Annotated in this window: 23 protein-coding genes and 1 pseudogene; 10 read left to right on the forward strand and 14 right to left on the reverse strand. The window is 68.5% G+C overall.

Annotated features, from left to right (window positions below; all coding sequences use genetic code 11):
- Window positions 1-32: 32 nt before the first annotated feature.
- Together GONAM_RS21915 and GONAM_RS21920 are read right to left on the reverse strand one after the other, a co-directional pair.
- Window positions 33-1,439 (reverse strand): amino acid permease, encoded by a 1,407-nt coding sequence (locus GONAM_RS21915; protein WP_006868942.1) that lies wholly within the window; start codon window positions 1,437-1,439, stop codon window positions 33-35.
- Window positions 1,440-1,601: 162 nt separating this feature from the next.
- Window positions 1,602-2,327 (reverse strand): hypothetical protein, encoded by a 726-nt coding sequence (locus GONAM_RS21920; RefSeq protein WP_006868943.1) that lies wholly within the window; start codon window positions 2,325-2,327, stop codon window positions 1,602-1,604.
- Between the two features lie 100 nt (window positions 2,328-2,427).
- Between GONAM_RS21920 and GONAM_RS21925 the strand changes: the two genes are divergently transcribed.
- The 4 genes and pseudogenes from GONAM_RS21925 to GONAM_RS21940 all read left to right on the forward strand — a co-directional run bounded on the left by GONAM_RS21925 (window position 2,428) and on the right by GONAM_RS21940 (window position 7,444).
- Window positions 2,428-5,679, forward strand: a complete 3,252-nt coding sequence (locus GONAM_RS21925; protein WP_245548658.1) for an ATP-binding protein — start codon at window positions 2,428-2,430, stop codon at window positions 5,677-5,679.
- 100 nt (window positions 5,680-5,779) lie between these two features.
- A pseudogene (gene msrB / locus GONAM_RS21930) lies at window positions 5,780-6,082 on the forward strand (peptide-methionine (R)-S-oxide reductase MsrB); the annotation flags it as partial.
- Window positions 6,079-6,627, forward strand: a complete 549-nt coding sequence (gene msrA / locus GONAM_RS21935; protein WP_006868946.1) for a peptide-methionine (S)-S-oxide reductase MsrA — start codon at window positions 6,079-6,081, stop codon at window positions 6,625-6,627. The pseudogene msrB and the gene msrA, both read left to right, overlap by 4 nt.
- 148 nt (window positions 6,628-6,775) lie before the next feature.
- Window positions 6,776-7,444, forward strand: a complete 669-nt coding sequence (locus GONAM_RS21940; protein ID WP_245548659.1) for an ANTAR domain-containing protein — start codon at window positions 6,776-6,778, stop codon at window positions 7,442-7,444.
- 5 nt (window positions 7,445-7,449) lie between these two features.
- Here GONAM_RS21940 and GONAM_RS21945 read toward each other — a convergent pair whose 3' ends face one another.
- Window positions 7,450-8,235, reverse strand: a complete 786-nt coding sequence (locus GONAM_RS21945; protein WP_006868948.1) for a GAF domain-containing protein — start codon at window positions 8,233-8,235, stop codon at window positions 7,450-7,452.
- Window positions 8,232-9,050 (reverse strand): GAF and ANTAR domain-containing protein, encoded by an 819-nt coding sequence (locus GONAM_RS21950; RefSeq protein ID WP_051992643.1) that lies wholly within the window; start codon window positions 9,048-9,050, stop codon window positions 8,232-8,234. The genes GONAM_RS21945 and GONAM_RS21950 overlap by 4 nt, the downstream gene beginning before the upstream one ends.
- A gap of 262 nt (window positions 9,051-9,312) precedes the next feature.
- Between GONAM_RS21950 and GONAM_RS21955 the strand changes: the two genes are divergently transcribed.
- Complete coding sequence (locus tag GONAM_RS21955) at window positions 9,313-10,263, forward strand: PfkB family carbohydrate kinase (protein ID WP_006868950.1); 951 nt, start codon at window positions 9,313-9,315, stop codon at window positions 10,261-10,263.
- Here GONAM_RS21955 and GONAM_RS21960 read toward each other — a convergent pair.
- Window positions 10,260-10,892 (reverse strand): flavin reductase family protein, encoded by a 633-nt coding sequence (locus GONAM_RS21960; RefSeq protein ID WP_006868951.1) that lies wholly within the window; start codon window positions 10,890-10,892, stop codon window positions 10,260-10,262. The genes GONAM_RS21955 and GONAM_RS21960 overlap by 4 nt on opposite strands.
- Window positions 10,893-10,959: 67 nt before the next feature.
- Between GONAM_RS21960 and GONAM_RS21965 the strand changes: the two genes are divergently transcribed.
- A complete protein-coding gene (locus GONAM_RS21965) occupies window positions 10,960-11,703 on the forward strand; it encodes a tyrosine-protein phosphatase (RefSeq protein WP_006868952.1) in 744 nt (247 codons plus the stop codon).
- A gap of 300 nt (window positions 11,704-12,003) precedes the next feature.
- On the opposite strand, the gene GONAM_RS21970 is transcribed toward GONAM_RS21965, so the two are convergent.
- From GONAM_RS21970 to GONAM_RS22000, 7 genes are all read right to left on the reverse strand, one after another.
- On the reverse strand, window positions 12,004-13,509 hold the full coding sequence (locus GONAM_RS21970) for a Mur ligase family protein (RefSeq protein ID WP_006868953.1): 1,506 nt from the start codon (window positions 13,507-13,509) through the stop codon (window positions 12,004-12,006).
- Window positions 13,510-13,549: 40 nt separating this feature from the next.
- Complete coding sequence (locus GONAM_RS21975) at window positions 13,550-14,788, reverse strand: acetyl-CoA C-acetyltransferase (RefSeq protein WP_006868954.1); 1,239 nt, start codon at window positions 14,786-14,788, stop codon at window positions 13,550-13,552.
- Window positions 14,785-16,479, reverse strand: coding sequence for an AMP-binding protein (locus GONAM_RS21980; RefSeq protein WP_006868955.1), 1,695 nt, complete (start codon window positions 16,477-16,479; stop codon window positions 14,785-14,787). Before GONAM_RS21980 ends, GONAM_RS21975 begins: the two co-directional genes overlap by 4 nt.
- Entirely contained in the window at window positions 16,476-17,348 is an 873-nt protein-coding gene (locus GONAM_RS21985) for an alpha/beta fold hydrolase (protein WP_006868956.1), read from the reverse strand. The genes GONAM_RS21980 and GONAM_RS21985 overlap by 4 nt, the downstream gene beginning before the upstream one ends.
- Window positions 17,345-18,079: a hypothetical protein gene (locus tag GONAM_RS21990; protein ID WP_006868957.1), complete on the reverse strand. Its 735-nt coding sequence runs from the start codon at window positions 18,077-18,079 to the stop codon at window positions 17,345-17,347. The genes GONAM_RS21985 and GONAM_RS21990 overlap by 4 nt, the downstream gene beginning before the upstream one ends.
- Entirely contained in the window at window positions 18,076-19,269 is a 1,194-nt protein-coding gene (locus GONAM_RS21995; RefSeq protein ID WP_006868958.1) for an acyl-CoA dehydrogenase family protein, read from the reverse strand. The genes GONAM_RS21990 and GONAM_RS21995 overlap by 4 nt, the downstream gene beginning before the upstream one ends.
- Window positions 19,270-19,355: 86 nt before the next feature.
- Window positions 19,356-19,982 carry a TetR/AcrR family transcriptional regulator gene (locus GONAM_RS22000; protein ID WP_006868959.1) on the reverse strand — a complete coding sequence of 209 codons (627 nt, stop codon included), beginning with the start codon at window positions 19,980-19,982 and terminating at the stop codon, window positions 19,356-19,358.
- Between the two features lie 119 nt (window positions 19,983-20,101).
- Here GONAM_RS22000 and GONAM_RS22005 point away from each other — a divergent pair, with 119 nt between their 5' ends.
- Window positions 20,102-20,590, forward strand: coding sequence for a nuclear transport factor 2 family protein (locus GONAM_RS22005; RefSeq protein WP_006868960.1), 489 nt, complete (start codon window positions 20,102-20,104; stop codon window positions 20,588-20,590).
- A gap of 52 nt (window positions 20,591-20,642) precedes the next feature.
- On the forward strand, window positions 20,643-21,455 hold the full coding sequence (locus GONAM_RS22010) for a mycofactocin-coupled SDR family oxidoreductase (protein WP_006868961.1): 813 nt from the start codon (window positions 20,643-20,645) through the stop codon (window positions 21,453-21,455).
- A 32-nt stretch (window positions 21,456-21,487) separates the two neighbouring features.
- Here GONAM_RS22010 and GONAM_RS22015 read toward each other — a convergent pair whose 3' ends face one another.
- Window positions 21,488-22,495 carry a LacI family DNA-binding transcriptional regulator gene (locus GONAM_RS22015; protein WP_006868962.1) on the reverse strand — a complete coding sequence of 336 codons (1,008 nt, stop codon included), beginning with the start codon at window positions 22,493-22,495 and terminating at the stop codon, window positions 21,488-21,490.
- Between the two features lie 136 nt (window positions 22,496-22,631).
- Between GONAM_RS22015 and GONAM_RS22020 the strand changes: the two genes are divergently transcribed.
- Both GONAM_RS22020 and GONAM_RS22025 read left to right on the forward strand, forming a co-directional pair.
- Entirely contained in the window at window positions 22,632-23,819 is a 1,188-nt protein-coding gene (locus tag GONAM_RS22020; RefSeq protein ID WP_006868963.1) for an acyl-CoA dehydrogenase family protein, read from the forward strand.
- A complete protein-coding gene (locus GONAM_RS22025; RefSeq protein WP_006868964.1) occupies window positions 23,816-24,952 on the forward strand; it encodes a CaiB/BaiF CoA transferase family protein in 1,137 nt (378 codons plus the stop codon). The genes GONAM_RS22020 and GONAM_RS22025 overlap by 4 nt, the downstream gene beginning before the upstream one ends.
- A 96-nt stretch (window positions 24,953-25,048) precedes the next feature.
- On the opposite strand, the gene GONAM_RS22030 is transcribed toward GONAM_RS22025, so the two are convergent.
- A complete protein-coding gene (locus tag GONAM_RS22030; RefSeq protein ID WP_006868965.1) occupies window positions 25,049-26,092 on the reverse strand; it encodes a hypothetical protein in 1,044 nt (347 codons plus the stop codon).
- Between the last annotated feature and the right edge of the window lie 43 nt (window positions 26,093-26,135).

A 26,135-nucleotide genomic window follows, 5' to 3' on the forward strand; every position in this document is an offset into this window, starting at 1 on the left:
GACCGCGCGGACAAGGGTTCCTGCAGGGTTTCTCAGACCTCGCGGTCGGCCAGCTCCCCGGCATTGCGGGTCCAGGCGAGATAGCCGATGCCGACGCCCGCGAACCAGACGGCGCCGACGATCAGCGCGACCCGGCCGTCCTGGTCGAAGAACAGCAGCACGAAGACGAGCGCGAGGAACGCGAGCGCGAGCCACGTGGTGACCGGCGCGCCCGGCACGCGGTAGTCGGAGGCGGGCAGCTCGCCGCGCGCGACCTTGCGTCGGTAGGCCATCTGGCAGAGCAGGATCGTCGACCAGATCACGATGATCCCCACCGTGGACACCGCGGTGATGTAGGCGAAGGCGTGCGCTGGGTCGACGACGTTCACCACGACGCCGAGGACCATCACGGCCGCGCTCAGCGTGATGCCTGCGGCCGGCACCTTGCGGCTCGACAACTTGGTCAGCTGCTTCGGGGCATCGCCGGTGTGCGCCAGCGACCGCAGCATGCGGCCGGTGGAGTAGATACCGGAGTTGCACGACGACAGGGCGGCGGTCAGCAGGATGAAGTTGACGATGCCCGCGGCGCCGGGGATGCCGATGTAGGAGAACACCGAGACGAACGGGCTCTCGCCCTCCTGGTAGTCCTTCCAGCTGCGCACCGACAGGATCACGAACAGGGCGCCGACGTAGAAGATGCCGATGCGGAACGGTACCGAGTTGATCGCCTTGCGCAGCGTGACCCGCGGGTTCTCGGCTTCACCCGCGGTGACGCCCACGAGCTCGACGCCGACGTAGGCGAACATGACGATCTGCAGGCTGAGCAGCGCGTTGCTGAAGCCGGTGGCGAAGAAGCCGCCCTCGTTCCAGAGGTTGGAGACCGACGGCCCGACCTCGGGGCCGAAGCCGGAGATCGGGAGTAGCACGCCGATGCCAACGACGATCATGCCGAGGATGGCGGTCACCTTGATCGCCGAGAACCAAAACTCGGCCTTGCCGAACAGCCCCACCGAGATGAGGTTGGCGGCGAAGAGAATGACCAGCGCGGCGAGTGCGGTCACCCACACGGGTATCGACGGCCACCAGTAGTTGATGTACTTGCCGGCCACCGTGATCTCGGCCATGCAGGTGGTGGTCCAGACCGCCCAGTAGGTCCAGCCCTGGCTGAAGCCGGCGAAGCGTCCGAGGAACTCGTCGGCGTATTCGCTGATGCCGCCCGAGATCGGACGGTAGATCAGCAACTCGCCCAGGGCGCGCATGACGATGAAGATCGCGAGCCCGGCGAGCGCGTAGGCCAGGAGCAGGGCCGGCCCCGCCTTCTCGATCGCTCCGCCCGAGCCGTAGAACAGGCCGGTGCCGATCGCGCCGCCGATGGCGATCATCTGCACGGTGCGGGCGGTGAGCCCGCGCTGATAACCCTCGTCGACGCCCGTTTCGGCGCTGCCGTGCTCGATCGTCACGTGGAGAACTCCTGACCGCCAGTGATGGTTGGCGGGCTTCAGGGTAGACCCGCGCAACAACGGGGATTCACCAGCCTGAATTGTCCGGATCTGCAGATTCCGGGTGCCTGCGACACCGCCCGGCCCCGTCGCGGTGTGGCGACGGGGCCGGGCGGTTACGCCTCAGGCGGAGTGGTGGTCGGCAGGCGGCCAGGTGTGGTGGCGGATCATCAGCACGCCGATCGCGATGACCGCGATGCCGCGCGGGGCCTCGTAGAGGAGACCCGAGAATCCGGCGACGGCCGGGATCGGCAGCATGAACCCGACCATGCCGACCACGGTCAGCACCCCGATCCACAGCGGGACGGCCCGGTTGCGGATGAGGCTGACGCCGAGCAGTCCCATCCCGGCCAGCATCACCAGTCCGCCGATGGTGTTGAGCAGTTCGAATGCGGTGGAGTCGAGCATCATGTCGTTGTCGGCGATGAGCCAGGCCTTCGACGGGTCGGTCGCGTACGGCTGGGCCACGAACACCTCGACCGTGAGATGTCCGGTCGCGGTGGTGAGGTTGCCGAGCGCGTATGCCAGGAGGCCCACGAAGCCGGCGATGCCGATCCGCGGCGCCAGCCAGGCGTACATGCCGGGCAGGCCGAGCAGCAGCAGAGTGGTGCCGACGGCGATGAGGATCTGCGCCCACGGCGAGCCCGCGCCCTGCAGCGCTTCCGCCGAGTGCGCCTTGCCGTCGACGATGGGATGCATTGTGCCGCCGGCGATGCAGGAGGCGCCGGCCGAGACCAGCGAGGCGCCGCTGAGCTTGCGGACCGTGCTCCACCTCGGTGACCGGAACGGTCCCGGCCCGGTGGGATCGGCTGTGGTCGAGAGGGCCTGAGTGTGCGTGTCGGTTGTCATGTCACACAGGCTGACCGGGCCCGCTGGTGTTAGCCTTGTGCGCGGCTGGTGGGCGCTTCGCCGCCAGTGTCCGACCAGGTCAGGCCGTATTCTCGGCAGGGTGCGGCAGGCCTCGACCGACCGGATGGCGAACGTGGCAACCTCGGCTCCGATGCCGGCGATCAGGGTCCTGGGACCGCTGTCGGTGACTGCCGCCGACGGTTCGCCGATCCGGATGACCGCCCGCAAACACGCCGACCTGCTGGCGATCCTCACCGCGGAACGGACCGCCTGCTCGCCGGAGCGCGTCGCGGAACTGCTGTGGCGAGGTGATCCGCCGCCCTCCGCCACGAGCACTCTCCACGGGTACGTGTCGCGACTCCGACGGTCACTCGGTCCGGCCGAGTCGGTCCGCATCGACACCGTTCCGACCGGTTACGTACTCCACTGCGACGGTCCAGCCACCGACCTCGACCTCCTCGACAAGCTGGGCACCGAAGGTCTCGACCTGGTCCGGACCGACCCGCGCGCGGGTGCCGAGGTGCTGTGCCGGGCCCTCGATCTCTGGCGGGGTGACCCGCTCGCGGAGATCGCCGACATCGCCGAGCTGGCACCGGAACTCGGCCGGCTCGACGAGATGCGCTCGGAGCTGACCGAGACGGCCGCCGACGCCCTCCGGTCGGTGGGCGAACACCGGCGCGCCGCCGCGCTCCTCACGCCGCTCTGCCGCCGCCACCCGTACCGCGAGGGTGCGGTCCGTTCGCTGGTCCGCGCTCTGCACGACGACGGACGCACCGCCGATGCGCTCGACGCGATCCGCCGTCTGCGCCAAGCGCTCCGCGACGACCTCGGCCTCGACCCCGGACCCGAGACCCTCGCCCTCGAATCCGAACTGCGCGAACCGGTTCCGGTGACCGCCACGGTCCGCATCCCGCCGCCACCCGAGGCGCGTGAACTCGTCGGACGAACGGTGGAAGTCGGAGTCCTGGAACAGGTCTGGCGAGCCGGCGAGAACAATCCGGCCGGAGCGTTGCTGATCGGACCGTCCGGTATCGGCAAGACGGCGCTGGTCGAACAACTCCTCACCCGACATGACGCCCACGCCCGCCGATTCATCGGGCGCGCAGGGGATTCCGGATCTGCATTCGGCGGGATCGCGGAGTTGTTCGGCGACGGTCACGCCGGTGGCGAGATCCCGACCGCGGCCGACATTGCGGCGAATGTCTGGACCGACATCAACGAGCGCGGCCGATCGGTCCTCGTCCTCGACGATCTGCAATGGCTCGACACCGACTCGGCGCGCGTGCTGGCCCGGGTGATCGCCGGCCTGGGACGGATCCCGGTCACCGTGCTGGCGACCTGCCGCGACGCGACCGCCGAACCGGTGACGATCATCGGATCGGCCCTCGAACGCCATGCTCCAGTCACACGGCTCCGCGTCGCCGAACTCTCATCCGACGAGATCCGCGCGCTGATCGACGCGCGACTGGCCGATCTCGGTCCGAGCAGTCAGGTCGACCGCGACGATCTGGCGGCACAGGCCCTCGGCAGTCCGATGGTCGCCCGCCAGTTGTGCGACGCGGCGGCGATCGGAGCGATTCCCGACACAGACCACCCCGCGCAGACCATGATCGCCGCACGGTTCGACGAACTCTCCAAGGAGGCTTCGCGTTTGATGGTCGCCATCGCGGTCTCCGGAGGAGAGCTGACCGACGGCGTGGTCGCCGAACTGGCGGAACCCGTCGGCACCCGGTTGATCGGTGAGCTCCGACGGGCCGGTCTGGTCGACAACGCCGGAGACGGCGGGATCGTCGTGGCTCACGATGCTGTTCGCGAAGGCATCGTCGCACGAACCAGCCGGACGCAGCGGGTCGAGGCCCACGCCCGTTTGGCATCGGCCATCGAATCCGCCCGGCCCCACGACCTTGAGGCCATCGCAGTGCACCGCGTCGAATCCGCGATCGACGAATCCTCGGTGGCACTGGCGATCCGGGCATGTGTGCTGGCCGCGCACCGATCCGTGGACGCCTCCGCCGACCATCGGGCCCTCGAACTCGCACGCCGGGGTCTCACGCTCCCGCAACCCGATGCCGACCTGGCCGTCGACCTGCATCGGATCGCCGGCACCGCGGCGATCCGGACCGGTCAGTTCGATTCCGCACGTGCCTCATTCGAGTCCGCCGCCGCGATCAGCAGAGAGCTCGGCGACTGGCCGGCACTCGCCGAGACCGCTCTGTTGGCCTCGCCGCGCGGTGTGGCCGGTTACTGGTCGGGTTTCGGAATCGTCCAGTCCGACGACTCGGCCCTTGCTCGAGAAGCATTGGCGCACGCGGAGTCTCTCGCTCCCGAGGTCACCGCCCGACTCCACGCCACCGAGGCGGCCCGCCTGAGCGTGCTCGGCATGTCCGGCGCCGAGGACCATCTCGGAGCGGCTCGCGTGGTCTATGCCGGTGCGGCGGGCGACTACGAGGTCGCGCTCGCCGAGTTCCTGGTGAACTGGGAGCCGACCCGGCTCGCAGATCGCCGCAAGATCGCCCGCGAGCTGTACGAGATGTCCGCCGGCAACCACGACCTGCGAGCGACCGCCGTGCACCTGCAGCGGGTGTGCGCACTCGAGGCCGGCGACGTCCGCATGGCCCGACGGTTGTCGGCGGAGTTCGCGCGACTCGTCGGCCGGGGCAGCGGAACCGATCTGGACACGATGCAGCTCTGGTGGCAGGTGATGCTCGCGCTGCTGCGCGGCGACTACGAGGTCAGTACATCGTTGGCCGAGAAGTTCGCGGCGACCGTCGGCGGCCTGTCCGAACGTGCGCGGCTCCTGGGCGAGGCGTCGATGGCGACCAGCGCTTCGATCCAGGCCTGGCATCGCGGCGAGCTCGCCTCGATGCTCCCCGCCTTCGACACCCTGGCCGAGGAGGTCGACGACGACTTCGCCCTGGTGATCGCCCTCGGCTCCGCCGAAGCCGGGAACCACGACCGTGCCCTGCGGCTGGCCACCGAACTCACCGCCGACGCGCACCGATGGACCGGGTCACGCGTCGTCGCGCGGGTGCCGCTGCTCATCGAGGCGCTGTACTCGATCTCACTCGATGCCGGCCGTGTCGAGGGTGCCCGTGAGATCTGCCGCCGCATCGTCCACCTGGTCGGCGACTGGTCGTCGGGCCTCATCGTCCAGTGGCCCGGGTTGGTATGCCTCGGACCTGCGGTGATGTTCCGCGGCACCGCCCGCATCATCCTCGGTGAAGACGGCACCGAAGACCTACGCGAGGCCATTCGCCTCGCCCGGGACACCGGTGCACGTCCCTACGAACTCCGCGCGCGGCGTCGGCTCGGAGCCGTCACCGCCGGCACGGTGCCGAGTGCGGACGTCTGAGAGGGGGCGGGACCAAAACACGACGCCGCGTTGTTGTGCACGGTGACGCCGGAAAGGCTCCGACAGACCGACGAGCCGCCGGTGGACAGGAGGAATCGTGACCAACGAATACGACAGCGGCACCGGATGGCCGAGCTTCACCCGGCCCATCGACGACGCCGCGGTGACCACGAAGACCGATCGCACCCTGTGGATGCGTCGCACCGAGGTGCGTTCGTCGGGCGCCGACAGCCACCTCGGCCACGTCTTCGACGACGGGCCGCGAGACGCCGGCAGACAGCGCTACTGCATGAACTCGGCCGCGCTGCGCTTCATCCCGGTTCGCGACCTCGAGGCCGAGGGATACGGCGAGTACATCGACCTGTTCCACACCACAACCCACACCGAAGAGGAGACCGCATGACCACCGACACCGGTCAGATCACCGTCCGCCCCGGCACCGAGACCGCAGTCCTCGCCGGCGGATGTTTCTGGGGCATGGAAGACCTGATCCGCAAGCAGCCGGGAGTCCTCGACACCCGCGTCGGCTACACCGGCGGACAGAACGACCACGCCACCTACCGCAACCACCCCGGACACGCCGAGGCGGTCGAGATCGTCTTCGACCCGACCGAGACGACCTACCGGGCCATCCTGGCGTTCTTCTTCCAGATCCATGATCCGACCACCCGCGACCGTCAGGGCAACGACGTCGGAACGAGCTACCGGTCCGCGATCTTCCCGCTGACTCCGGAGCAGGAGGAGGTGGCCCGGGACACGATCGCCGACGTGAACGCCTCGGGTCTGTGGCCGGGGCCGGCGGTCACGACGATCGAACCGGCGGGTCCGTTCTGGGAGGCCGAACCCGAGCACCAGGACTATCTGCTCAACTACCCGAACGGCTACACCTGCCACTTCCCGCGTGCCGGCTGGGTGCTGCCGAAGCGGGGTGCGTCGACCACGCCGTGATGCACCGGGGCCGGTCGGAGCCCGCAGACCGGCAGAGGTAATTTGAATCGACAGGTGACGCTCAAGGATCGGTCGTCGAGTCGATGTCGCGAAAGGGTTCCTCTTGGCTGGTCATCAAGGCGCCGATCTGTTGGGCAGGCTAGCTCAGGTGGCGCGTGCCCTGCATTCGAAGAGTCTGCTCGGAGTAGATGCGGTGTGTGCGGAGATCGCGGGCGCGGCAACCGAAGTCATCGACGGCGTCGAGTGCGCCGGGATCACTCTCGGCAGCGGGAGCCGGTTCCGGCCGGTTGCGCCCACCGACGACGCGGCCGACCGGTTCGGCCGCCTCCAGCGGGACGTCGGGGAGGGCCCGTCCTTCGACGCGACGCGTCATCGATGCACGGTCCGGACCCCCGATATCCGTGCCGACTCCCGTTGGCCCGCGCTGGCGGCCGCCGTCGTCGTTTCCTCACCCCTCCGGTCGGTGGTGTCCTACGAATTGTTCACCGACCGTGATCGACTGGGTGCGCTGAACGTGTACTCGACGCGAGCCGGCGGCATGAGCGAGGAGGCCATCAGCAGAGGCCACGCGTTGGCCGCACATGCGGCGCTGATGCTCGATGCCGCGCGGCGCCAAGAGCAGTTCCAGCTCGCACTGTCCTCGCGCGATGTGATCGGGCAGGCGAAGGGGATGATCATGGAACGCTTCGGTGTCGACGCCGACCATGCGTTCGACCTACTGAGGAAGCTGTCCCAGAGTTCGCAGACCAGTGTCGCGGAGGTGGCACGACAGCTGACCTCCCAGCCGGGAACCCTGTCGTCCGACGACACGCCGTAGTCCGGTCAGGACTCGTCGGCGGGCAGCGTCCCGAACTCTGGGAAGCCCAGCAGCCCGGTCGATTCCGGGTCACGCGGATGTTCCCGCTGGGCCGCGACGATGCTGCGTGCATGGGTGGTCGGGGTGACGGCGTGTGCGCGCGCCAGTCGTGTGAGCAGGACCCGGGCCTCTATGAGGTCGACGCCCCGGATCTCGGCGATGATCCCCACGGCGGTGGCCGTCACGGTGACCCCCTCCAGAACCGAGTCGATGGACTCCTCGAGCCGGACCTGTCGGGCGTCGGCCCCACCGGCGGCCGACAGGGCGAGTGAGGTCAGGTCGGCGAACACCTGCCCGGCCTGATTCGGCTGGTCGTACGACCACGGGTCCACGGTGTGGACCACGATCGCACCGATGGGCACATGCATCGCGACCACGGGGAAAGCACGGACACCGCGGAAGCCCGCTTCGAGTGCGTGCCGGCGGTACTGCGGCCACCGGGTGTCGGTCGCGTCGGTCAGATCGGAGATCAACGCGATTGCTCCGCTGCGAGCACTCTCGAGCGCCGGACCCGAGGTGTACAGCAGCGGGTACGACGCGTGGTCCACCGCGGACGACTCGGCGACGATGTGCAGCGACGGAGAGTCGGGTTCCCGGCGCGGGTCGAGAAGGACCACGGCCGCGGAATGCGCCTCGAAACACAGACGGGTCCGCTCCGCGACATTCTGCAGAACGGTCGGGACGTCGAACTCGTGAACCATGGTCCCGGTGACGGACGCGACGGCGGTGCTCACCCGCCAGGCTTCGGTCATCGTGGGCCCCCGTCGTTCTCGTGATCGTGCGCTCCCTGGTCCGGATCGTCGAGATCGGCGCCCGTCAGCCTCCGCGCGATGATGTCGTCCGCGACCCGCCCGATCGGGCGCCCCGATCGGAAGGCGTACGCGCGCATACGGTCCAGTGCCTCGTCCGGTAGCACCACGAGTTGCACGGCCAGCATCCCAGAGGCCGTGTAGATCCGCGAGCGCGAGAACTCACCGGACTGGTCCGCGGCCGACATCTCCTCGGCCATCGCGTCCGCGGGCGAGCTGGAGTCGGACTCGTCCAGGTACCGGGACCAGTTGTCGACGATCGTGCGGGCTGCGGCGTCGGCACACGCGGTTGCCCGGGCGAACTCGGCCGCGCTCAGCGGACCGGCAGTGGTGCGATACAGCTCCAGGACGCCGAGCGGGCGACCGTCGTCCTCGATGGGGAAGGCGAACACGGCGGCGACACCCGCCTCCGCCACCTCGGCAATGAAGGCCGGCCAGTGCACACGTGCATCGGCCTCCGCCACGTCATCGACGAGTTGCGGGGTCGACAGCAGGTAGGCGTCGAGGCATGGGCCCTCGCCCAGGGTGAACTGCAGGTCGTCGATCCGGTGGGCCACCGGGTCGGTCGCATAGACCAACTCACGCACTCCGAGTTCCTTCGTGAACATCGCCGCGGCCGCGCCGTCGGCCCCACACCACCGGACAGCGGTCTCACACACCTCCGCGACCCCGGCGAAGACCGGGGACCCTTCGCGAGTGCCGGCGGGAGGACGGGTTCCGTCCTCATCGCGATCACCACTCACCACGACCGGCTCCATCCTGGGACGAGGGGACAGCCCTGGTGAGTACCGCTCGCGTCGGGGTGCGACGGCACCTGATGGACAGCGGTACTCCGGTCTCGTGAGCTGAACCCGGATACCAGCTGTTCGGCTCCCGCAAGGAGACCAGAACAGCCGTCTGCCACGCTACAACAACTCGGCCCTCGCATACGGGCGGTCCCGTCGTCGCGAGGCGCACGATCGGTGACGAGTCGAGGTGCCACAATCGGCCCAACCACCGGGCCGACCCGAAGGAGCCGACATGACCGATGCAGACGCGGCGAAGGTGCTCGTGATCGGCGCCGTGAACGTCGACCTGGTCGTCACCGCCGACCGACTTCCCGGGCCCGGGGAGACCGTCGTCGGGCCGGGCGTGAACAGTCACGGAGGCGGTAAGGGTGCCAATGCTGCCGTGGCGGCGGCCCGCGCCGGAGCCGCCGTTCGGTACTGCGGCGCGGTCGGCGACGACGAGATGGGTGCGAGTGCGCTCGGCGAGCTGGCGGACGAGGGCATCGACGTGACCGAGGTTGCCCGGATCGGCAACGTCTCCACCGGCGCAGCGCTCATCGTGGTCGACCCGTCCGGCGAGAACCAGATCGCGGTGGGGTCCGGGGCGAACGGCCGGGTTGAGCCGGAGCACGTGCGTGAAGCCGTGACCCGCGCGGCGGACTGGGGTGCCGGGTGCGTGCTGATCAGTACCGAGATAACTCCCGACGCCGCGGTAGCAGCGGTGAGAGCTGCTGCTGAGCACGGCATCCCATGTGTCGTGAATCCGGCGCCGGTCCTCGACGAGCTCTTCGGGGTGCTCTCGGTCCCGGACATCCTCACGCCGAACTCCTCGGAACTGCGCGATCTGTACGCGCGGACCCTGCCCGACGCCCCGCGCGGCCCGGCCGAGGCCGAGATGGCAACGGCGCTGGCCCGGCATCTCGACGTCACCGTCGTGGTCACGCTGGGCGCAGATGGCGTGTTGGTCGTCGACCCTACCGGCGTGACGTCGGTACCGGCGGGTGAGGTCGAGTCGGTGGTCGACACGACCGGCGCCGGCGACACTTTCAACGGCGTGGTGGCCGCGTCGCTGGCAGGCGGGCTCGACCTTGTCACGGCCACGCGGCGCGGTGCGGCTGCGGCGTCGCTGTCGGTGGCCCACGTCGGGGCGCGAACCGGGATGCCGACCGCCGAGGCCATCGAGCACGCGGCGTCGGGAACCTAGCGCGACAGGGGTTTCGGCCGCTCCATGTACCGGTGATGTTCGTTGCTGGGCAAGAAGTAGTCACCCCGACCCCCGGCACGCAGCAGCGGTTGGGCACGTGCGGTGTCGTAGACGAGGTCGTCACCGAGCAGCTCTGTCGAGATGTGCACCTTCACGACCTCGCCGAGTACCATCCAGGTGTCCACGGACTCCCCTGCGGCCGAACGCAATTGGAAGGCGTCGGTGACCAGGCACTCAAAGGTGACCGGACTCTCGGCGACCCGGGCCGGGCGCACGAGCTCGGAGTCGCGGGCGGTCAGACCGGCGTGCTCGAATTCATCGGTGTCGGCGGGGAGTGCCGCAGAGGTGGCGTTCATCTTCTCGCCGACCGAATCGGTCGCGAGGTTCCAGACGAACTCGCCGGTCGACTTCGCGTTGGCGACAGTGTCTTTCCAGCCGACGCTCGCGAAACCGATGATCGGCGGGGAGTAGTTGAACAGGTTGAAGAAGCTGTAGGGAGCGAGATTTCGCGCCCCTGCATCGGACACCGTGGAGATCCAGCCGATCGGACGCGGGGCGATGATCGCGTTGAGGGGGTCGTGAGCGAGACGATGCCCCTCTGCGGGGGCGTACGAGTGGTACTGGATCATCGCTTCACCGTACGTGACCGGGGTACGGTGAATCGGACATGGACCGGGCAAGACGACGGAGGCCGGAGTGACCTTCTCCACTGCTGGTGAGCGCGATGCCGACCGGGTTCTGCGATCTCTCGCGAACATCCGCGATCTCGGGGGACTGCCGCTCGTCTCCGGCGGATCCACCTCGCACGGGGTGCTGATCCGCAGCGACGCGCCCTATCCGGACGACGACGATCCGGTCGGTGTGCCGTGGCCGCCGTCGACCGTGGTCGATCTGCGTGACCCGTCCGAGTCCGGCGCTGTACGGGTGACGTGGCCGGCCGAGGTCCGGCTGGTACACCGCCAGGTGTCGTCGGGAGCACGAGTGGACCGCCTCGCCGACACCCCACTGACCGACATCTACACGGCGATGATGCAGACCGGTGGGGATCGGTTGACGGCGGCCCTCAACGCCTTCGACCCGGCCGGCCCGACCCTCGTCCACTGCGCGGCCGGTAAGGACCGCACCGGCGTGATCGTCGCGATCGCCGAACTCCTCGCCGGTGTCGACGAGGCCGCGATCATCGCCGATTATCAGCAGACCGAGCAGAACATCGCCGGGGTCCTGGCGCGCCTGCAGCACCGCGACCGCGTTCCGAGGGGTACGTCGCTCGATGCGCCGATCCTGCGCACGCCGCGGGAGGCGATCGATCTGGTCATCGACGCCGTGACCGGGCATCGGGGTGGCCCGTGGGGCTGGTTCGAGGCGAACGGCGGCGACGTCGGCCATTTCGAGGGTTGGGTGGCGCGATTCGCGCCCGGCTCGGCACCCGGTTCGCGCTGAGAAACACCCCTGAGAACGGACCCTGACGACGTCGCCGTGCAGGGGCGTCGTCGACATCGTGTCAGCGGCCCGCCGCTGGAGGGCGGATCGCAGGGGCGGTTTTCAGCGAGTAACTGGTTCGCCGGATGAAATGGAACGACTCCGCGGACGGCCCGTCGGGCGTCAAGGGGTGGGCGCCCGACGGGCCTGGCGGAGAAACGTCGGGGTGGTGCATTCCTCCGCGACGCGTATGCCCGACGGTATGCCGCGCCAAACACGGGGGCGCCGCGACTACAGCCTGCTCGGTGCCCGCATTCCGCATCAGGGCTGCGTATCGAGTGATTCCACGATGGCTCGTCGTAGTTCGGCCCGGTCGTCGAAGAAGGACGTCCGGGGACCGTACCGCCGGAAGGTGTCGCTCCCGCGCCCGGTCACGACCACGATGTCGTCGGGACGTGCCATGGACACCGCCCGGGTGAGCGCGGCTCCCCGATCCGGTTCTTCGACGACCACTGCGGAGTCCCCGTGGCGCGCTCCCCGTAGGACCTCGGCTCTGATCGCGTCCGGGTCCTCGTCCTCCGGACTCTCATCGGTGACGATGACGACGTCTGCGTACTGTGCTGCCACCTGGCCCAACGGTCGGCGCTTGCCGGGATCCCGCCCGCCGGTCGCGCCGACCACCAGGATCAATCGTCCGCACGCGAGCGACCTCAGGTAGGGAAGCAGTGCGTGCTGACCTGCGGTGTTGTGCATGTAGTCGACGATCGCCACGAACGACTGGCCGGCACGGACGGGTTCACAACGTCCCGCGACGCCGGTCACCGACGAGATCCCTTCGGCGGCGGCCGCGACGTCGACCCCGTCGGCCACCACGCTGGTGAGGGCGAGGAGCGCGTTGGCGACCTGGTGGGGACCCAGGGTCTGTAGGCGGATGTCGCCGGTGCCGTACGGCGTGTGAGCGGTGAATCGGGTTCCTGTGTCGGCACAACGGATGTCGGTCGCATACACATCGGCAGTCGCGTCCAGGGCCGAGCATGTCCATGTCTCGGGAGCGGTGCCGGCTGCGAGGCGTGCACCCCAGTCGTCGTCGATGCTGATCGCAGCGATCTGCGTCCGCTCGACGGTGAACATGTCCGCCTTCGTCGCGAAGTAGGTCTCCATCGAGCCGTGATAGTCGAGGTGGTCGTCGCTCAAGTTGGCGAAGGCCATGACACGGAAGGCGGTGCCGTCGACGCGGTGCTGGTCGACGGCGTGGGAGGAGACCTCCATCGCACACCCGGTGACACCGTGTCGCCGGAATGTCGCCAGCGTTCGCTGCAGCATGGGTGCCTCGGGGGTGGTGCGCGTCGGCACCAGGTCGTAGCCGGGGCCCCGGATGCGTGCGCCGGAGATCAGTCCGGCCGATTCGCCCGCCGCGGTGAGGGCGGCGTCGATGAAGTGGGTCGTGCTGGTCTTGCCGTTGGTGCCGGTGACACCGAAGACGCGGAGATCGCGGGAGGGTTCGTCGTGGAACCAGGACGCCAACGGGCCCACCACTTTTCGCGGCTCGTCGACGATCAGGGTGGGGAGTGCCGACGACGGTCGGTCGCTGATCGCCAGGACCGCGCCGGCGGCTGCCACCTCGTCTTCGAAATCGAGCCCGTGCCAGCGACTCCCCGGAATCGCCAGGTACGCATCACCCGGGCGGACGGTGCGCGAGTCATCGACGAGATCGCGAACCATCCGGTGGCCGACACGGGGGTCACCGACGATCGGCGTTCCGAGGTACTCGGAGAGGCGATCGACGGTCATGCCCGATTTCGGGCTCACCCGAATCGGGAGCGTCATCCACCGGTGGTACCCGCCTTCGGGGTCGCGAAACCTGAGGTCACACCCGCTCGAAAATCGCGGTGAGTCCTTGCCCGCCGCCGATGCACATGGTCTCGAGGCCGAAACGCGCCTCACGACGGTCGAGTTCACGAAGCAGCGTCGTCAGAATCCGGACGCCCGTCGCACCGACCGGGTGGCCGAGCGAGATGCCCGATCCGTTGACGTTGGTGCGGTCGAAATCGGCGTCGGTGAACTTCCACTCCCGGGTGACCGCGAGCGCCTGGGCGGCGAAGGCCTCGTTCAACTCGATGAGGTCGATGTCGGCGAGTTCGAGGCCCGCGCGCGACAACGCCTTCGCGGTGGACGGGACGGGGCCGATGCCCATCACCTCCGGCCCGACACCGGCGACCGCCCAGGTGACCAAACGGGCGAGCGGTTTGAGGCCGAGACGCTCGGCGTTCGCGCGGGTGGTCACCAGTGTGGCTGCGGCGCCGTCGTTCTGGCCGCTGGCGTTACCCGCGGTGACGGTGGCCTCGGGATCGGACCTGCCCATGATCGGCCGCAGCCGGGCCAGTGACTCCAGCGTGGTGTCGGCACGGGGGTGCTCGTCGCGGTCGACGACCGTGTCGTCGCCCTTGCGCTGCGGGACCGACACGGGGACGATCTCTTCCGCGAACTTGCCGCTCTCGATGGCGGCCACCGCACGACGGTGCGATTCGACGGCCAGCTCGTCCTGTTCCTGTCGCGGGATCGAGTATTCGCGGCGCAGGTTCTCCGCGGTCTCGAGCATGCCGCCGGGAACCGGATGGTTCTTGCCGCCCGACGTGACGCGGCCACGGGCCAGTCGATCGTGCAGAGCTGCCGGCGCGCCCTTGGCACCCCACCGCATCGATTCGGTGTAATACTCTGCGCGACTCATCGATTCGACGCCGCCGGCGATGACCAGGTCGGCGACCCCGGTCTGGATGCGCATCGCGGCGTCGAGAACCGCCTGCAGGCCCGAGCCACAGCGACGGTCGAGCTGCGAACCCGGCACGGTGATGGGGAGGCCCGCATCGAGTGCGGCGACACGCCCGATCGCCGGCGCCTCGCCGTTCGGGTAGCACTGCCCGAAGATGACGTCGTCGATGCTCGCCGGATCGATCCCGGTGCGACGCAACAGTTCGGAGAGGACGGTGGCGGCCAGTTCGGTGGCCGGTACGTCGACGAACGAGCCGCCGTAGCGTCCCACCGGCGTGCGGAGCGGCTCGCAGATGACGACGTCGTCGGCTGCGGGGGGCGGCGTGCTGACGGTCATGCGGGTGTTCCTTTGCGATAGTCCACTTCCTGGCCGGACCATCTCTGCGCCCACTCGCGCAGTTCGACGGCCCGGATCTTGGTCCCGTTGCCGCCCGAGGTGGTCGGCATCTGGTCGATGACATGGACGGCCGCGGGCACCTTGAAGGCGGCCAGGCGATCACGGCACCAGGTCTTCAACGACGGGGCGTCGAGGTCTGCGCCGGCGTCGACCGGCACGACGAAGGCCACGGCCTCGGTGTAACCACCCGAACCGGTGAGCCCGACGACCTTCGCTGTCTGCACGTTCTCGTGTTCGGCGAGACGGTGCTCGATCTCGGCCGGGTCGACGAGGAAACCGCGCAGCCGCAGCACATCCCCCATGCGGCATACGTAACGGAATCCGCCGGTGTCGACGCGTGCGAGATCGCCGCTGCGGAACCAGCCGTCCGCGGCGAACGCACGCGCGGCGGCATCCGGGTTGCCGAGGTAGGCGTCGACGACGTTGGGGCCGCGGAACTGCAGTTCACCCTCCTCGCCGATGCCCAGTACACGATCGTCGAGTGGGTCGACGACGCGTACCTCGATGGCGGACTCGACCGGACGGCCACCGCCGTTCCACCGCACCGACTCGGGGTCGTCGGACGACCAGAGCAGCGCCAGGGCGAAGACCTCCGACGAGCCGAAGACGCCGGTCGTCTGCGCCCCGGCCTCGTCGCGTGCCCACCGTGCGATGTCGTGGGACCTGCCGAGAAAGTCGGCGATGCCGAGCCAGCGCAACGAGGTCAGATCGGTTAGCCGGCCGTCGTGCCAGGTGTCGTAGAGGCGCCCGAAGAGGTCGTCACCGCCGACGATGTGGGTGACGCGCAACGATTCGACCCGGGCGAGGGTCGCCGCGGCGTCGAAGACGGGCTCCATCAGGATGGCTGCACCACCCGCGAGACCGGCCATGGCCGTGCTGAATCCGAAGACACCGGACACCGGCAGAACGCCCAGGATCACGTCGCCCTCGCGGACGCCCATGAGCACCGAGTCGGCATGCGCGTGCCGGACCACGGCCGAATCCCGGTGGGCGGCGAGCTTGGGTGTCCCGGTGGAACCGGAGGTCGTGAACGCGACCGCGAGTTCGCCGGAACGCGCGGCTCGTTCGCCTGCCGGGGTCCATTCCGCCGTCGACGGGGTCGCGGATGCGGAGACGCCCGTGGTGTCGCCGCTGCCGGCGATCCAGGCCCCGGCACCGAGATCGAAATCGGAAGCCGTCGCGTCGGGGTTCGACGGCCCGGGGACCACCGCGACCGCCGGGAGAGGATCGGCCGCGTGACTCGCCTCGCGCAGGGTGCCGAAGATGTCGAGTCCGTGGAACTGTGCGGGGACGGCCACCACCGCGGGGCGTGCCGATGTCAGGATGTGCGCGACCTCGCCGACGTTGTACCGGGTGTTGACCCCGATGACGTGCGCGCCGAGCGCGGATGCGGCGAACTGCCAGACCAACGCGTCGGACCAGTTGGGCAGGTACACCGCCAGACACTGGCCGCGGCGGATGCCGATGCGGGACAGTTCTTCTCGCAACTGATCGACACGACGGCCGAGTTCGGAGCGGGTGAGGGTGATGACCTCGCCGTCGGCGACATCCATCGCGACCGGGGTGTCGGGGGACTGGTGAACGAGATCGGCGAGCATTCCGGCGAGCGTGGGATGGGTTGTGAGGGTCATGACACCGCCTCCGGGGTGCGGCTCCCGGCTGGGAGGGATCGCAGCCAGGCGTCGGCGAGTGTTCCGAAGTCGAGGAGCTCTTCCATCGGGTAGTGGCCGTACCCCGCCAGCTCGGTGAATTGTGCACGCGGGCCGTCGAGTTCGTTGATCTCGGCGGCGGCGTGACGGACGGCGTCGACGCTGATCCACGGGTCGTCGGCGCCGCAGATCAGGTGCAGGCCGCAGGTGAGATCGGAGAGCCGGTCGCGGACATCGTGACTACCCCAGCCGATGAGGTCCGACGACGAGATCTCCGGGTCCTCACGTTTGTGCATGAGACCGATCAGATGTGCCTGCGCGGCGGGTACTGCCCGCCCGACGGAGGCGAGACTGCCGAGGTAGGTGCGCTCCGCTCGGGCCGGGCCGGCCACATCCTCGAGTTCGCGTCGCAGGCCGGCGATCTTGACGCGGCCCGGTCCGGCCTCGGCGGCCATCGCGACTGCTCCGGCGAGCGGATACTCCGGCCGCGTCGCCAGCTCCAGTGTGAGCTTGCCGCCGATGGAACAGCCGATGACATAGGGCCGTTCGACGTCCAGCTGCCGCAGGACGGTGGTCAACCAGTCCGCGTAATCGACGAGGCTCGTGACCGGGCCCGTCGGGCAGGGTTCGGAACGACCGTGACCCGGCAGGTCCGGCACGACGACGCGGTACCCACGGTCGGCGATGTCCTGCGCGGCACGGCGCCATTGGACGCCGCTCTGCCCCGCGGTGTGGATGCACAGCACGGTCGGGGTGTCGGCGATGCGCTCACCGGAGGCCGTGGGATCGGCGGTGACGATCTCGACGAACGCCAGAGCGCCCTGGATCTCGAGGTAGCGTGCCTCGATCATGAGTTCACCTCCTGGGCCAATGCCCGCGCGTTCTGGATGATCGCGTGCAGCGGCTTGGTCAATCGCAGGTACTCGTAACCGTTACCGGCTGAGGAGAATTCACCGCGAAGTGCGCGCCGCATGAAGTCGTCGGAGTCGGACTGCATGAGGTCCACCCAGGACGCGGGGGAGGCCTCGAAGGTGAAGGTGGCGCCCAGGAGGGAGCGCCGGGTGACGTCGATGACCTGCCCCTTGTAGATGCGCAGGTGCACCTCGCGGGTGCCGCAACGTAGTCCGACGGTGCCGTCCCAGGTGGAGACCGACGAGGTGAACGCGGCGTCCTGGTGTAGGCGGGCGCGCAGCTGCTCACCCCACTCGACCGAGCAGAAGTCGAGCTCGGGCACCGGCTGGGGATCGACCTCGGTACACCATGTCTCCGTGCCGGATTCGCGTACCCGGCCGGCGTCGTCGATCAGGCGGACCTCGCGGTCGATGCAGTCGGCGCCGACCCTGGTCACCACGGTGGTCGCATGGACGTGATCGGTTTCGGCGATGGGGGTGGTCGCCGACCAGGAGATGGCGACACGTTCCGCGCACGGGACCGGGTCGGTGAGCCACTCGGCGAGAACCATCCCGAAAGACGGTGAACGTGATGGAATGCGGAGCCCGTGGCGTTGGAGGACGTCGGCAGCGAGGTGGGTGCGGGTGGAGGTCCGGACTCCGACGCGGAGCGAGGCGATGGCGGTGGTCATGACCCGGCCCTGCCCAACAGCTCGTCGGAGATGATCCGCATCTGGATCTCGCTGGTGCCCTCGAAGATCTTGGTGAGACGTGCGTCGCGCCAATGCCGTTCGACCTGGAAGTCGGTGGTGTATCCGGCGCCGCCGTGGATCTGGACGGCTTCACTCGTCACCCGTTCGGCCATCTCGGTGGCGACGAGCTTGCACATCGATGCCTCGAGCGAACACCGCCGGCCGGTGTCGATGTCGGTGGCGACCGAGTACATCAGTTGCCGGGCCGCCTCGATGTCGGCGGCCATCTTGGCGATCTTGAAACGCAGGTGCTGGAAGTCCGCGAGTTCGTGGCCGAACTGCTTGCGGGTGTGCATGTAGGCGATGGAGTCCTCGAGCGCGGCACGGGCCAGACCGATGGCGCGTGCGGCGGTGTGGGCGCGCCCGACCTCCAGGCCGCTGACCGCGAGGTAGAAGCCCTTGCCCTCCTCGCCGAGCATGCGGTCGGCCGGGATGCGGAAGTTGTCGAACGACAGTTCCCAGGTGTTCCAGCCGAAGTAGCCGATCTTGCGGACCTTGGTGCCGGAGATGCCCTCGGGGAACTCGCCGCGTTCCTTCTCGACGAGGAAGGCGCTGATACCGCGGTGGGGTTTGGCCGGGTCCTTGTTCGGATCGGTGCGGGCGAACAGGACGAGGTAGTCGGCCTCGTCGGCATAGGTGCACCACATCTTGGTGCCGCTGACGACCCACTCGTCGCCGTCACGGGTGGCCCGGCAGGAGATGTTGGCGACATCGGAGCCGGCCTCGGCCTCGGAGAGCGCATAGGCGCCGAGGTATTCGCCGCGCGCCACGCGTGGCAGCAGGGCGGCTTCCTGCTCGGGGGTGAAGCCGCCGCCCATGCCGTTGCCGCGCGCCAGCAGTCCGGAGACGCTCATCCACGCCCGCGAGAGTTCCTCGGCGACAAGGCAGTACTCGAAGACGCCGAGCCCCAGGCCCCCGTACTCCTCGGGGATCATGATGCCGAAGAACCCGACCTCGGCCATCGCCTTCTTGAGGGTGTCGGGAATGGTGCCCTGGACGGGGTCGAGCTCGTTGGCAACCGGCAGGACCTGCTTCATCGCGAAATCGCGGGCAAGGTCGCGGATGGCGAGGCGCTCCTCGGTCAGGTAGCGCGGGCTGTCGGTCCGGGGCTGTGACGGCCGATGGGTCATGGCCTTCTCCTAGTGAATGCGGGCCGAAGTGATCGGGGAAGTGCGGTGATCACTCATTAACGGTCGTTCACCATTAGAGCATCGGGTCATGCTGAGGTCAATGGACGAGCGAGGTCGGGACGGTATCCGACGAGGTTGAGTGCGTACTGGCCGTAATCCTCGGCGACCTCGGCTGCGGTCCGGGGGCCGTCCGGGCGGAACCACACCGGGATCCCGGCGCACATCAGGAGAACCGCGGTGACCGCCTGATGGACCCGATCGACGTGGAAAAGCCCCTGTTCAACCGCTCTTTCGGCGATGTCGATGAACTGTTGTTCCTGTGCGTCGCGCGATCCGACCACGCGCTTGCGGTCGATCTCGCCGAGATAGCGCAGCTCGGTGTTCGCCACCAGGCACTCGCGCGGCCGCTTGGCGGTGTACAGCGCATGGGCGACTACTGCAGCTCGCCACTGCTCGACGGGATCTTTCCCGGCCCGACGGATCGCGTTGCGAGTCGCGGTGAACTGTTCGTCGCTCGCGGTCCGCAGGATCTCAACCAGTAGATCGGACTTGTTCTCGAAGTGGTTGTAGACGTTTGCAGCGCTGCAACCTGCACGGTTACCGATGGTTCGCATGGTTGCACCGTGGAAACCGGCCGTGAAGAACTCGTCGAGTGCGGCGTCGAGGATGCGGTCGCGGGACGCTGCGGTCGCCGAAGGCGATCGAGTGTTCATGTGCTCAGACTAGGTCGAAGTGATGTCACCAGCAACGACGGCGGTGCCAGGCGCTGTTGACCTGCGGATTCCGCGGCTTTATGGTGTGGAACACGTGAACGCACGTTAATGGAGGCACCATGACGACCGACTCCGGCCTGGCGGCGCGGCTGACCCGCCTGGAAGACATCGAGGCCATTCGGACGCTCGACGCCCGGTACTGCCGTCATCTCGATGACGGGAACTGGGACGAGCTGATGGCACTCTTCACCGACGACGGCGAGTTCGACGGTCTGTCGAATCCCAAGGGCAAGGCCGAGATGAGGGCCTTCTTCGCCGGTCTCGCCGATGGCGGACTCGCGTCGTTCTGGCACTTCATCACCAACCTCGAGATCGACATCGACGGTGACGAGGCGACGGCGCGGTCGTTCCTCTGGCAGCCGTGCGTGCTCGACGGCGTCGCGTCGATCGCCGCCGGTCGCTACACCGACGAGCTGGTCAAACGGGACGGGCGGTGGCTGTACCGGGTGAAGAAGGTGCGCTTTCACTTCTTCGGCCCACTCGCCGATGGGTGGGACGAGAACCTATTCGCTCTCGAGTCCGCCCGCGCAGCCGCCGTCAATCCGTAGAGTCGCGCCGAGGGGGCCGACCGGCCCCGGCATCCGGCGGACGGGGAGCGACATGGGACGGCTGGCAGACAAGGTCGCGTTCATCACGGGCGTTGCGCGGGGTCAAGGGCGGGCGCATGCGGTACGACTGGCCTCCGAGGGAGCGCACATCATCGGCGTTGACCTCGCCGGACCACTGCCAGGCGTACCGTACGAACCTGCCACCGAAGACGATCTGGCCGAGACCCGGCGACTCGTCGAGGATCTGGGCGTCAAGGCGACCCTGACCCGTTGTGACACTCGCGATCTCGACGGACTCCGCGCCGCGGTCGGCGACGGGGTCGAGGCCCTCGGTGGGCTGGACGTCGTGGTCGCCAACGCCGGCATCTGCATCCCGGAGACCTGGGACGAGGTGACGCCGCAGAGCTTCGCCGACACCATGGACATCAACGTGACCGGGGTCTGGAACACCGTGACCGCATCGGCCCCTCATCTGATCGACCGCGGCGGCGGGTCGGTGATCCTCACCAGCTCGCTGGCCGGAAAGAAGTTGCAGCCGTTCATGGTCCACTACACGACGAGCAAGCACGCGCTGGTCGGGATGTCGCGTGCGTTTGCGGCGGAGTTGGGACAACACGACATTCGGGTCAACACAGTCCATCCGGGTGCGGTGATCACGCCGATGGGTTCGGGCCGGATGGTCGAACGCATCGAGGAGACCGACAAGGCCAATCCGCGGCTGGCGGGTATGGGTATGACGTTCCTCAACCAGTTCGCCGCCGAGGCCGAGGAGGTCGCGAACGTGGTGGCGTTCCTGGCGTCGGATGAGTCGAAATTCATCACCGCCGAGGAGATCTCGATCGACGGTGGTGCGCAGCACTTCTGACCGGTGCCGCGCTCTCACCCGGTGCCGCGTTCCTAGGTGGTGCCGCGGGCCATCAGCTCGACCGGCAGGCGTCGGGACTCAACTTCGCGACCCGCGGTCAGATCGAGCAACCCGCGCACCGCGGTCTGGCCGATTTCCAGAGCGGGGGAGTGGATCGTGGTGAGCGGCACGGGAAGCTGCGCCGCGATGGGGATGTCGTTGTAGCCGACGAGGGCCAGGTCCTCGGGGATGCGGAGTCCCAGGTCGCGGGCGACGCCGAGGACGCCGACGGCGATGGTGTCGGACACCGCGAAGATCGCCCTCGGCCGGTCCGGTGCGTCGAGCAGCATGCGCCCGGCCTCGGTGCCGCCGCGCACCTCGAAACTCGAGGCGACGACCCGACTCTCGGGGAGTGCGATCCCCGCCGCGGCAGCCTCCCTGCGGAAGCCTTCGAGTCGATCCGTCGCCGTCGTGGCGTGGGCCGGGCCGGCGATGACGGCGAGGTCGGTGTACCCGCGATCGATCAGGTGACGTGCGGCGAGCGCGCCACCCCGAACGTCGTCGCCGCCGACGAAGGGGAGCCCGGCGTCGGCGTGCCGGGTCAGCGTCATCATCGGCAGGTCGCCGACCCGCAGCGAGGCGATGAACTCCTTACCCGGTCGGTGCAGACCGCTGAGCAGCAGGCCGTCGACCTGGCGCCCGACGACTAGCTCGATGGCCGCGCGCTGGGCTTCCGGGTCGTCGGGCGGGCTGGAGAGCAGTACCGAGTAGCCGGCCCGCGTCGCCTCCTGCTCGATGCCCTGGTAGGTCGTGGCGACCACGCCGTCGGTGAGTCGGGTCATCACGACGCCGAGGGTCGTGGTCTTGCGGGTGCGGAGACTCGCGGCCCAGAGGTTGCGCTGGTAGCCGAGCTGATCGGCGACTTCGCGGACACGCAGTGCCGACTCCGACCATCCGTCCGCGGGTTCGGACTGCCGCAGTACCCGAGACGCCGTCGACACGTGGACACCCGCGGCTTTCGCGATCTCCTTGAGGGTCGGCGTTCGCTGACCACCGGCCACGTTGGCTCCCCCATCCTGTCGGTAGCGCTGTTGACGCTGCGCGTTCGAGCACCTACCGTAGCCCATGCAAACGTTCTCGCAAACGTTCTCATAAGACTTGTACGATCAGAAGCACGCCCGATCCCCGGAGGTTCCGATGTCCCGACCCAGCACCCTGGCGCAGCTCTTCGCCCTGGACTCGTTGCTCGATGCGGACGAGATCGCGATCCGGGACACCGTTCGCGACTTCGCCAACGCGCGGCTGCGACCCCACATCGGCGACTGGTTCGAGGAGGCGAAGCTTCCGGCTCGCGAGATCGCCAAGGAGCTCGGTCAGATCGGCGCTCTCGGCATGCACCTCGAGGGCTACGGCTGCCCGGGGATGAGCGCGACGGCCTACGGCCTGGCCTGCCTCGAACTCGAGGCCGTGGACTCCGGTATCCGCAGCCTCGTGTCCGTGCAGGGCTCGCTGGCGATGTTCTCCATCCACCACTGGGGTTCGGAGGAACAGAAGAACGAGTGGCTGCCGCGGATGGCCGCGGGTGAGGCGATCGGTTGCTTCGGCCTGACCGAGCCCGACTTCGGCTCCAACCCGTCCGGGATGCGCACCAACGCCAAGCGTGACGGCGGAGACTGGGTGCTCAACGGCACCAAGATGTGGATCACCAACGGTTCGATCGCCGACGTGGCGGTCGTGTGGGCGCAGACCGATCTTGCCGACAGCCCGGCTGGCATCCGCGGTTTCGTCGTCCCCACCGACACCCCTGGGTTCTCTGCTCCGGAGATCCACAAGAAGATGTCGCTGCGTGCATCGGTCACCTCCGAGCTCGTCCTCGACAACGTCCGTCTGCCGGAATCGGCGATGCTCCCCAAGGCCGAGGGCCTGCGCGGTCCGCTGACCAGCCTGAGCGAGGCCCGCTTCGGCATCATCTTCGGCGCGATCGGCGCCGCCCGCGACTGCCTCGAGACCGCCATCGACTACTCGCAGTCCCGCGAGGTCTTCGAGAAGCCGCTCGCCGGCTACCAGATCACCCAGACCAAGATCGCCGACATGGCGCTTGAGGTCGGCAAGGGCCACCTGCTGGCCTACCACCTGGGTCGTCTGAAGGATCGCGGCGAGATCCGCCCCGAGCAGATCAGCACCGGCAAGCTCAACAACACCCGTGAGGCCATCAAGATCGCCCGCGAATGCCGAACCATCCTGGGCGCCAACGGGATCACCCTCGAGTACCCGGTCATCCGCCACGCCAACAACCTCGAGTCCGTCCTCACCTACGAGGGCACCTCCGAGGTCCACCAGCTCACCATCGGCCGCGCCCTCACGGGCCAGGCCGCATTCCGGTGAGCGATCTCGGCGCTCTCGACGGACTCGTCATCGCCGACTTCGGCCGGGTGCTCGCCGGGCCGTACGCGACGATGCTGCTCGCCGACCTCGGTGCCGAGGTCGTCAAGGTCGAGCGACCCGGAGTCGGCGACGACACCCGGTCGTGGGGTCCGCCCTGGGTGGGTGACCAGTCGTCGTACTTCCTGTCGGTCAACCGCAACAAGCGGTCGGTGGCGATCGACCTCTCCGATCCCGAGGGGCTCGAGGAGGCACGACGCCTCGTCGAGAGGGCCGACGTCGTCGTCGAGAACTTCATGCCGGGCACGATGGACCGGCTCGGTCTCGGTTACGACGCGGTGGCCGGCCTCCGGCCCGATGTCGTGTATTGCTCGGTGACCGGTTTCGGTGGCAACAACCAACTCCCGGGATATGACCTGCTGATCCAGGCGGTCGGCGGGTTGATGAGCATCACCGGCCCCGACCCGCAGACCCCGACCAAGGTGGGTGTCGCGGTGGTCGACGTCATCACGGGATTGCATGCGGCCGTAGGCATTCTGTCTGCACTGCGGCATCGCGACCGGACCGGGGAGGGGCAGCGGATCGAGGTGAACCTGCTGTCCTCGCTGCTCTCAGCGCTGGCCAACCAGTCCTCGGGTTACGTTGCTGCCGGAGTGGTGCCGACCGCCATGGGCAACCGGCATCCGAGCATCACGCCGTACGAGGTCTTCCGGACCGCCGACCGTCCGTTCGTGCTGGCCGTCGGCAACGACCGTCAGTTCGCCTCATTGTGCGAGGTCCTCGGACGTCCCGACCTGCCCGCGGACGAACGGTATGCGACCAACAGTGCCCGAGTCGCGAATCGTCAAGAGCTGGTGGCGATCCTGAACGACACGCTGTCGACGGCGAGCGCCGATCACTGGTTCGACGCACTCACCGCCCGGCGCGTGCCGTGCGGGCCGCTCAACGACATCGCCGACGCCGTCGCGCTCGCCGAACGTCTGGGACTCGACCCAGTGGTCGAGATCGCCGACCCGCGCCGGGACGAGCCGTTCCGGTCGGTGGCCAACCCGATCCGGATGAGCGCCACCCCGCCGAGGTACCGGTCGGCGCCACCGCTGCTCGACGAGCACGCCACGGTGTCGGACCTGGTCTGACGCACGCCACAAACCCACCCTTGTTCGGCAGTTCCACCCCCACCGCCGCAGCCGCGGTGGCTTTGCCGAGAAAGGTTGGGTTTGTGGGGGTTCGGGCTACGCGGAGGCCAGCTCCCGGCTCTCGGCGAGTTCGCGGTAGGCGGTCACGACGGCGTCGAGCTGTGCGTGGGAGTGCCGACCGAGTCCGCATTCGGTGGAGATCCCGAAACCGGGCAGGAACTCCGATGCGATCGAGGCACGCTCGCGGGCGCCTTCGGCGCCGTCCTCCGCGTGCAGCAGGCCGAGGAAGATCTCGGTCGACGGTTCGACCGCGAGATTCTGCAACGGCTGCCAGTGGGCACGACGATTCCAGGCCGCGACGGTCGCGGCGTGGATGGCGTCGATGGGCCGGTTCACGTGCCGCGACAGGCCGTTCGCGACGGTGACGATGGCCGACGCGTCCCGCGGCAGGATGTGGCGGCCGCCCCGGGCGGCGGCTTCGGCGTCCGGCGGATCGCCCATGAACGGCGACGCCCCGAACTTCGAGTCGCCGTAGCAGAGATGGAAAGTGAGCTCGGCGTCGTCGGGAATCCACGATGCCAGGCGTGCGGTCGCCGCGAAGATCGCCTCATGTCCCGCATACGGATTGGGGAACCAGCCCTCGACGGTAGCCAGTTCGGTCGGCAGATCCCACTGGACCGCGAGGTCGATCGCCGGGATGAGGGTGAAGAGCTTCTCGACGCTCGCGCGTAGCGCACGTTCGTAAGCCAGCGCGACCTCGACCTGGGAGTCGAACTCCACAAACGAGTTCACCGCGTTGAAGGGCGTCGGGATCGAGACGAGGAACCTCGATTCCGGCACCAGGATGCCCTTCTCGCGGGCCTTCACGAACTTCTCGTACGACGCGGCTGCCGTCGAGTGGTAGTCGACCTCGCCGAATTCGACTGCCACACCGGGCTTCACCCGGGCACGGTCGTCGACGACGTCGAGGGTGGGGTTCTCGAGGAACAGTGCGCGCTGGGTGAGAACCCAGTTGGCGCGGTCGCCGGGCTCGCCGTCGGGGACGCGGAGCACGGCGGGTTGGAGGTGGGTGCCGACGAGCGAGTAGGCCGCGTCGACATCGGGCACGTTGATGCTGCCGGTGAGATAGAAGCTGGTCATGGAAGATCCTTGTGGTTCGGGAGATCGGAGCAGAGCGACGGGG

Origin of the sequence: Gordonia namibiensis NBRC 108229, assembly GCF_000298235.1 — a bacterium.
GTDB lineage: Bacteria > Actinomycetota > Actinomycetes > Mycobacteriales > Mycobacteriaceae > Gordonia > Gordonia namibiensis.

Coding starts and splice junctions, on each gene's coding strand:
- GONAM_RS21945 (WP_006868948.1), bottom strand. CDS start 8,235: ATGACCGAAGCCTGGCGGGTGAGCACCGCCGTCGCGTCCGTCACCGGG.
- GONAM_RS21950 (WP_051992643.1), bottom strand. CDS start 9,050: ATGGAGCCGGTCGTGGTGAGTGGTGATCGCGATGAGGACGGAACCCGT.
- GONAM_RS22010 (WP_006868961.1), top strand. CDS start 20,643: ATGGGACGGCTGGCAGACAAGGTCGCGTTCATCACGGGCGTTGCGCGG.
- GONAM_RS21980 (WP_006868955.1), bottom strand. CDS start 16,479: ATGACCCTCACAACCCATCCCACGCTCGCCGGAATGCTCGCCGATCTC.
- msrA (WP_006868946.1), top strand. CDS start 6,079: ATGACCACCGACACCGGTCAGATCACCGTCCGCCCCGGCACCGAGACC.
- GONAM_RS21920 (WP_006868943.1), bottom strand. CDS start 2,327: ATGACAACCGACACGCACACTCAGGCCCTCTCGACCACAGCCGATCCC.
- GONAM_RS21995 (WP_006868958.1), bottom strand. CDS start 19,269: ATGACCCATCGGCCGTCACAGCCCCGGACCGACAGCCCGCGCTACCTG.
- GONAM_RS21960 (WP_006868951.1), bottom strand. CDS start 10,892: ATGATCCAGTACCACTCGTACGCCCCCGCAGAGGGGCATCGTCTCGCT.
- GONAM_RS22005 (WP_006868960.1), top strand. CDS start 20,102: ATGACGACCGACTCCGGCCTGGCGGCGCGGCTGACCCGCCTGGAAGAC.
- GONAM_RS21975 (WP_006868954.1), bottom strand. CDS start 14,788: ATGACCGTCAGCACGCCGCCCCCCGCAGCCGACGACGTCGTCATCTGC.
- GONAM_RS21990 (WP_006868957.1), bottom strand. CDS start 18,079: ATGACCACCGCCATCGCCTCGCTCCGCGTCGGAGTCCGGACCTCCACC.
- GONAM_RS21970 (WP_006868953.1), bottom strand. CDS start 13,509: ATGACGCTCCCGATTCGGGTGAGCCCGAAATCGGGCATGACCGTCGAT.
- GONAM_RS22000 (WP_006868959.1), bottom strand. CDS start 19,982: ATGAACACTCGATCGCCTTCGGCGACCGCAGCGTCCCGCGACCGCATC.
- GONAM_RS21985 (WP_006868956.1), bottom strand. CDS start 17,348: ATGATCGAGGCACGCTACCTCGAGATCCAGGGCGCTCTGGCGTTCGTC.
- GONAM_RS21955 (WP_006868950.1), top strand. CDS start 9,313: ATGACCGATGCAGACGCGGCGAAGGTGCTCGTGATCGGCGCCGTGAAC.
- GONAM_RS22030 (WP_006868965.1), bottom strand. CDS start 26,092: ATGACCAGCTTCTATCTCACCGGCAGCATCAACGTGCCCGATGTCGAC.
- GONAM_RS22020 (WP_006868963.1), top strand. CDS start 22,632: ATGTCCCGACCCAGCACCCTGGCGCAGCTCTTCGCCCTGGACTCGTTG.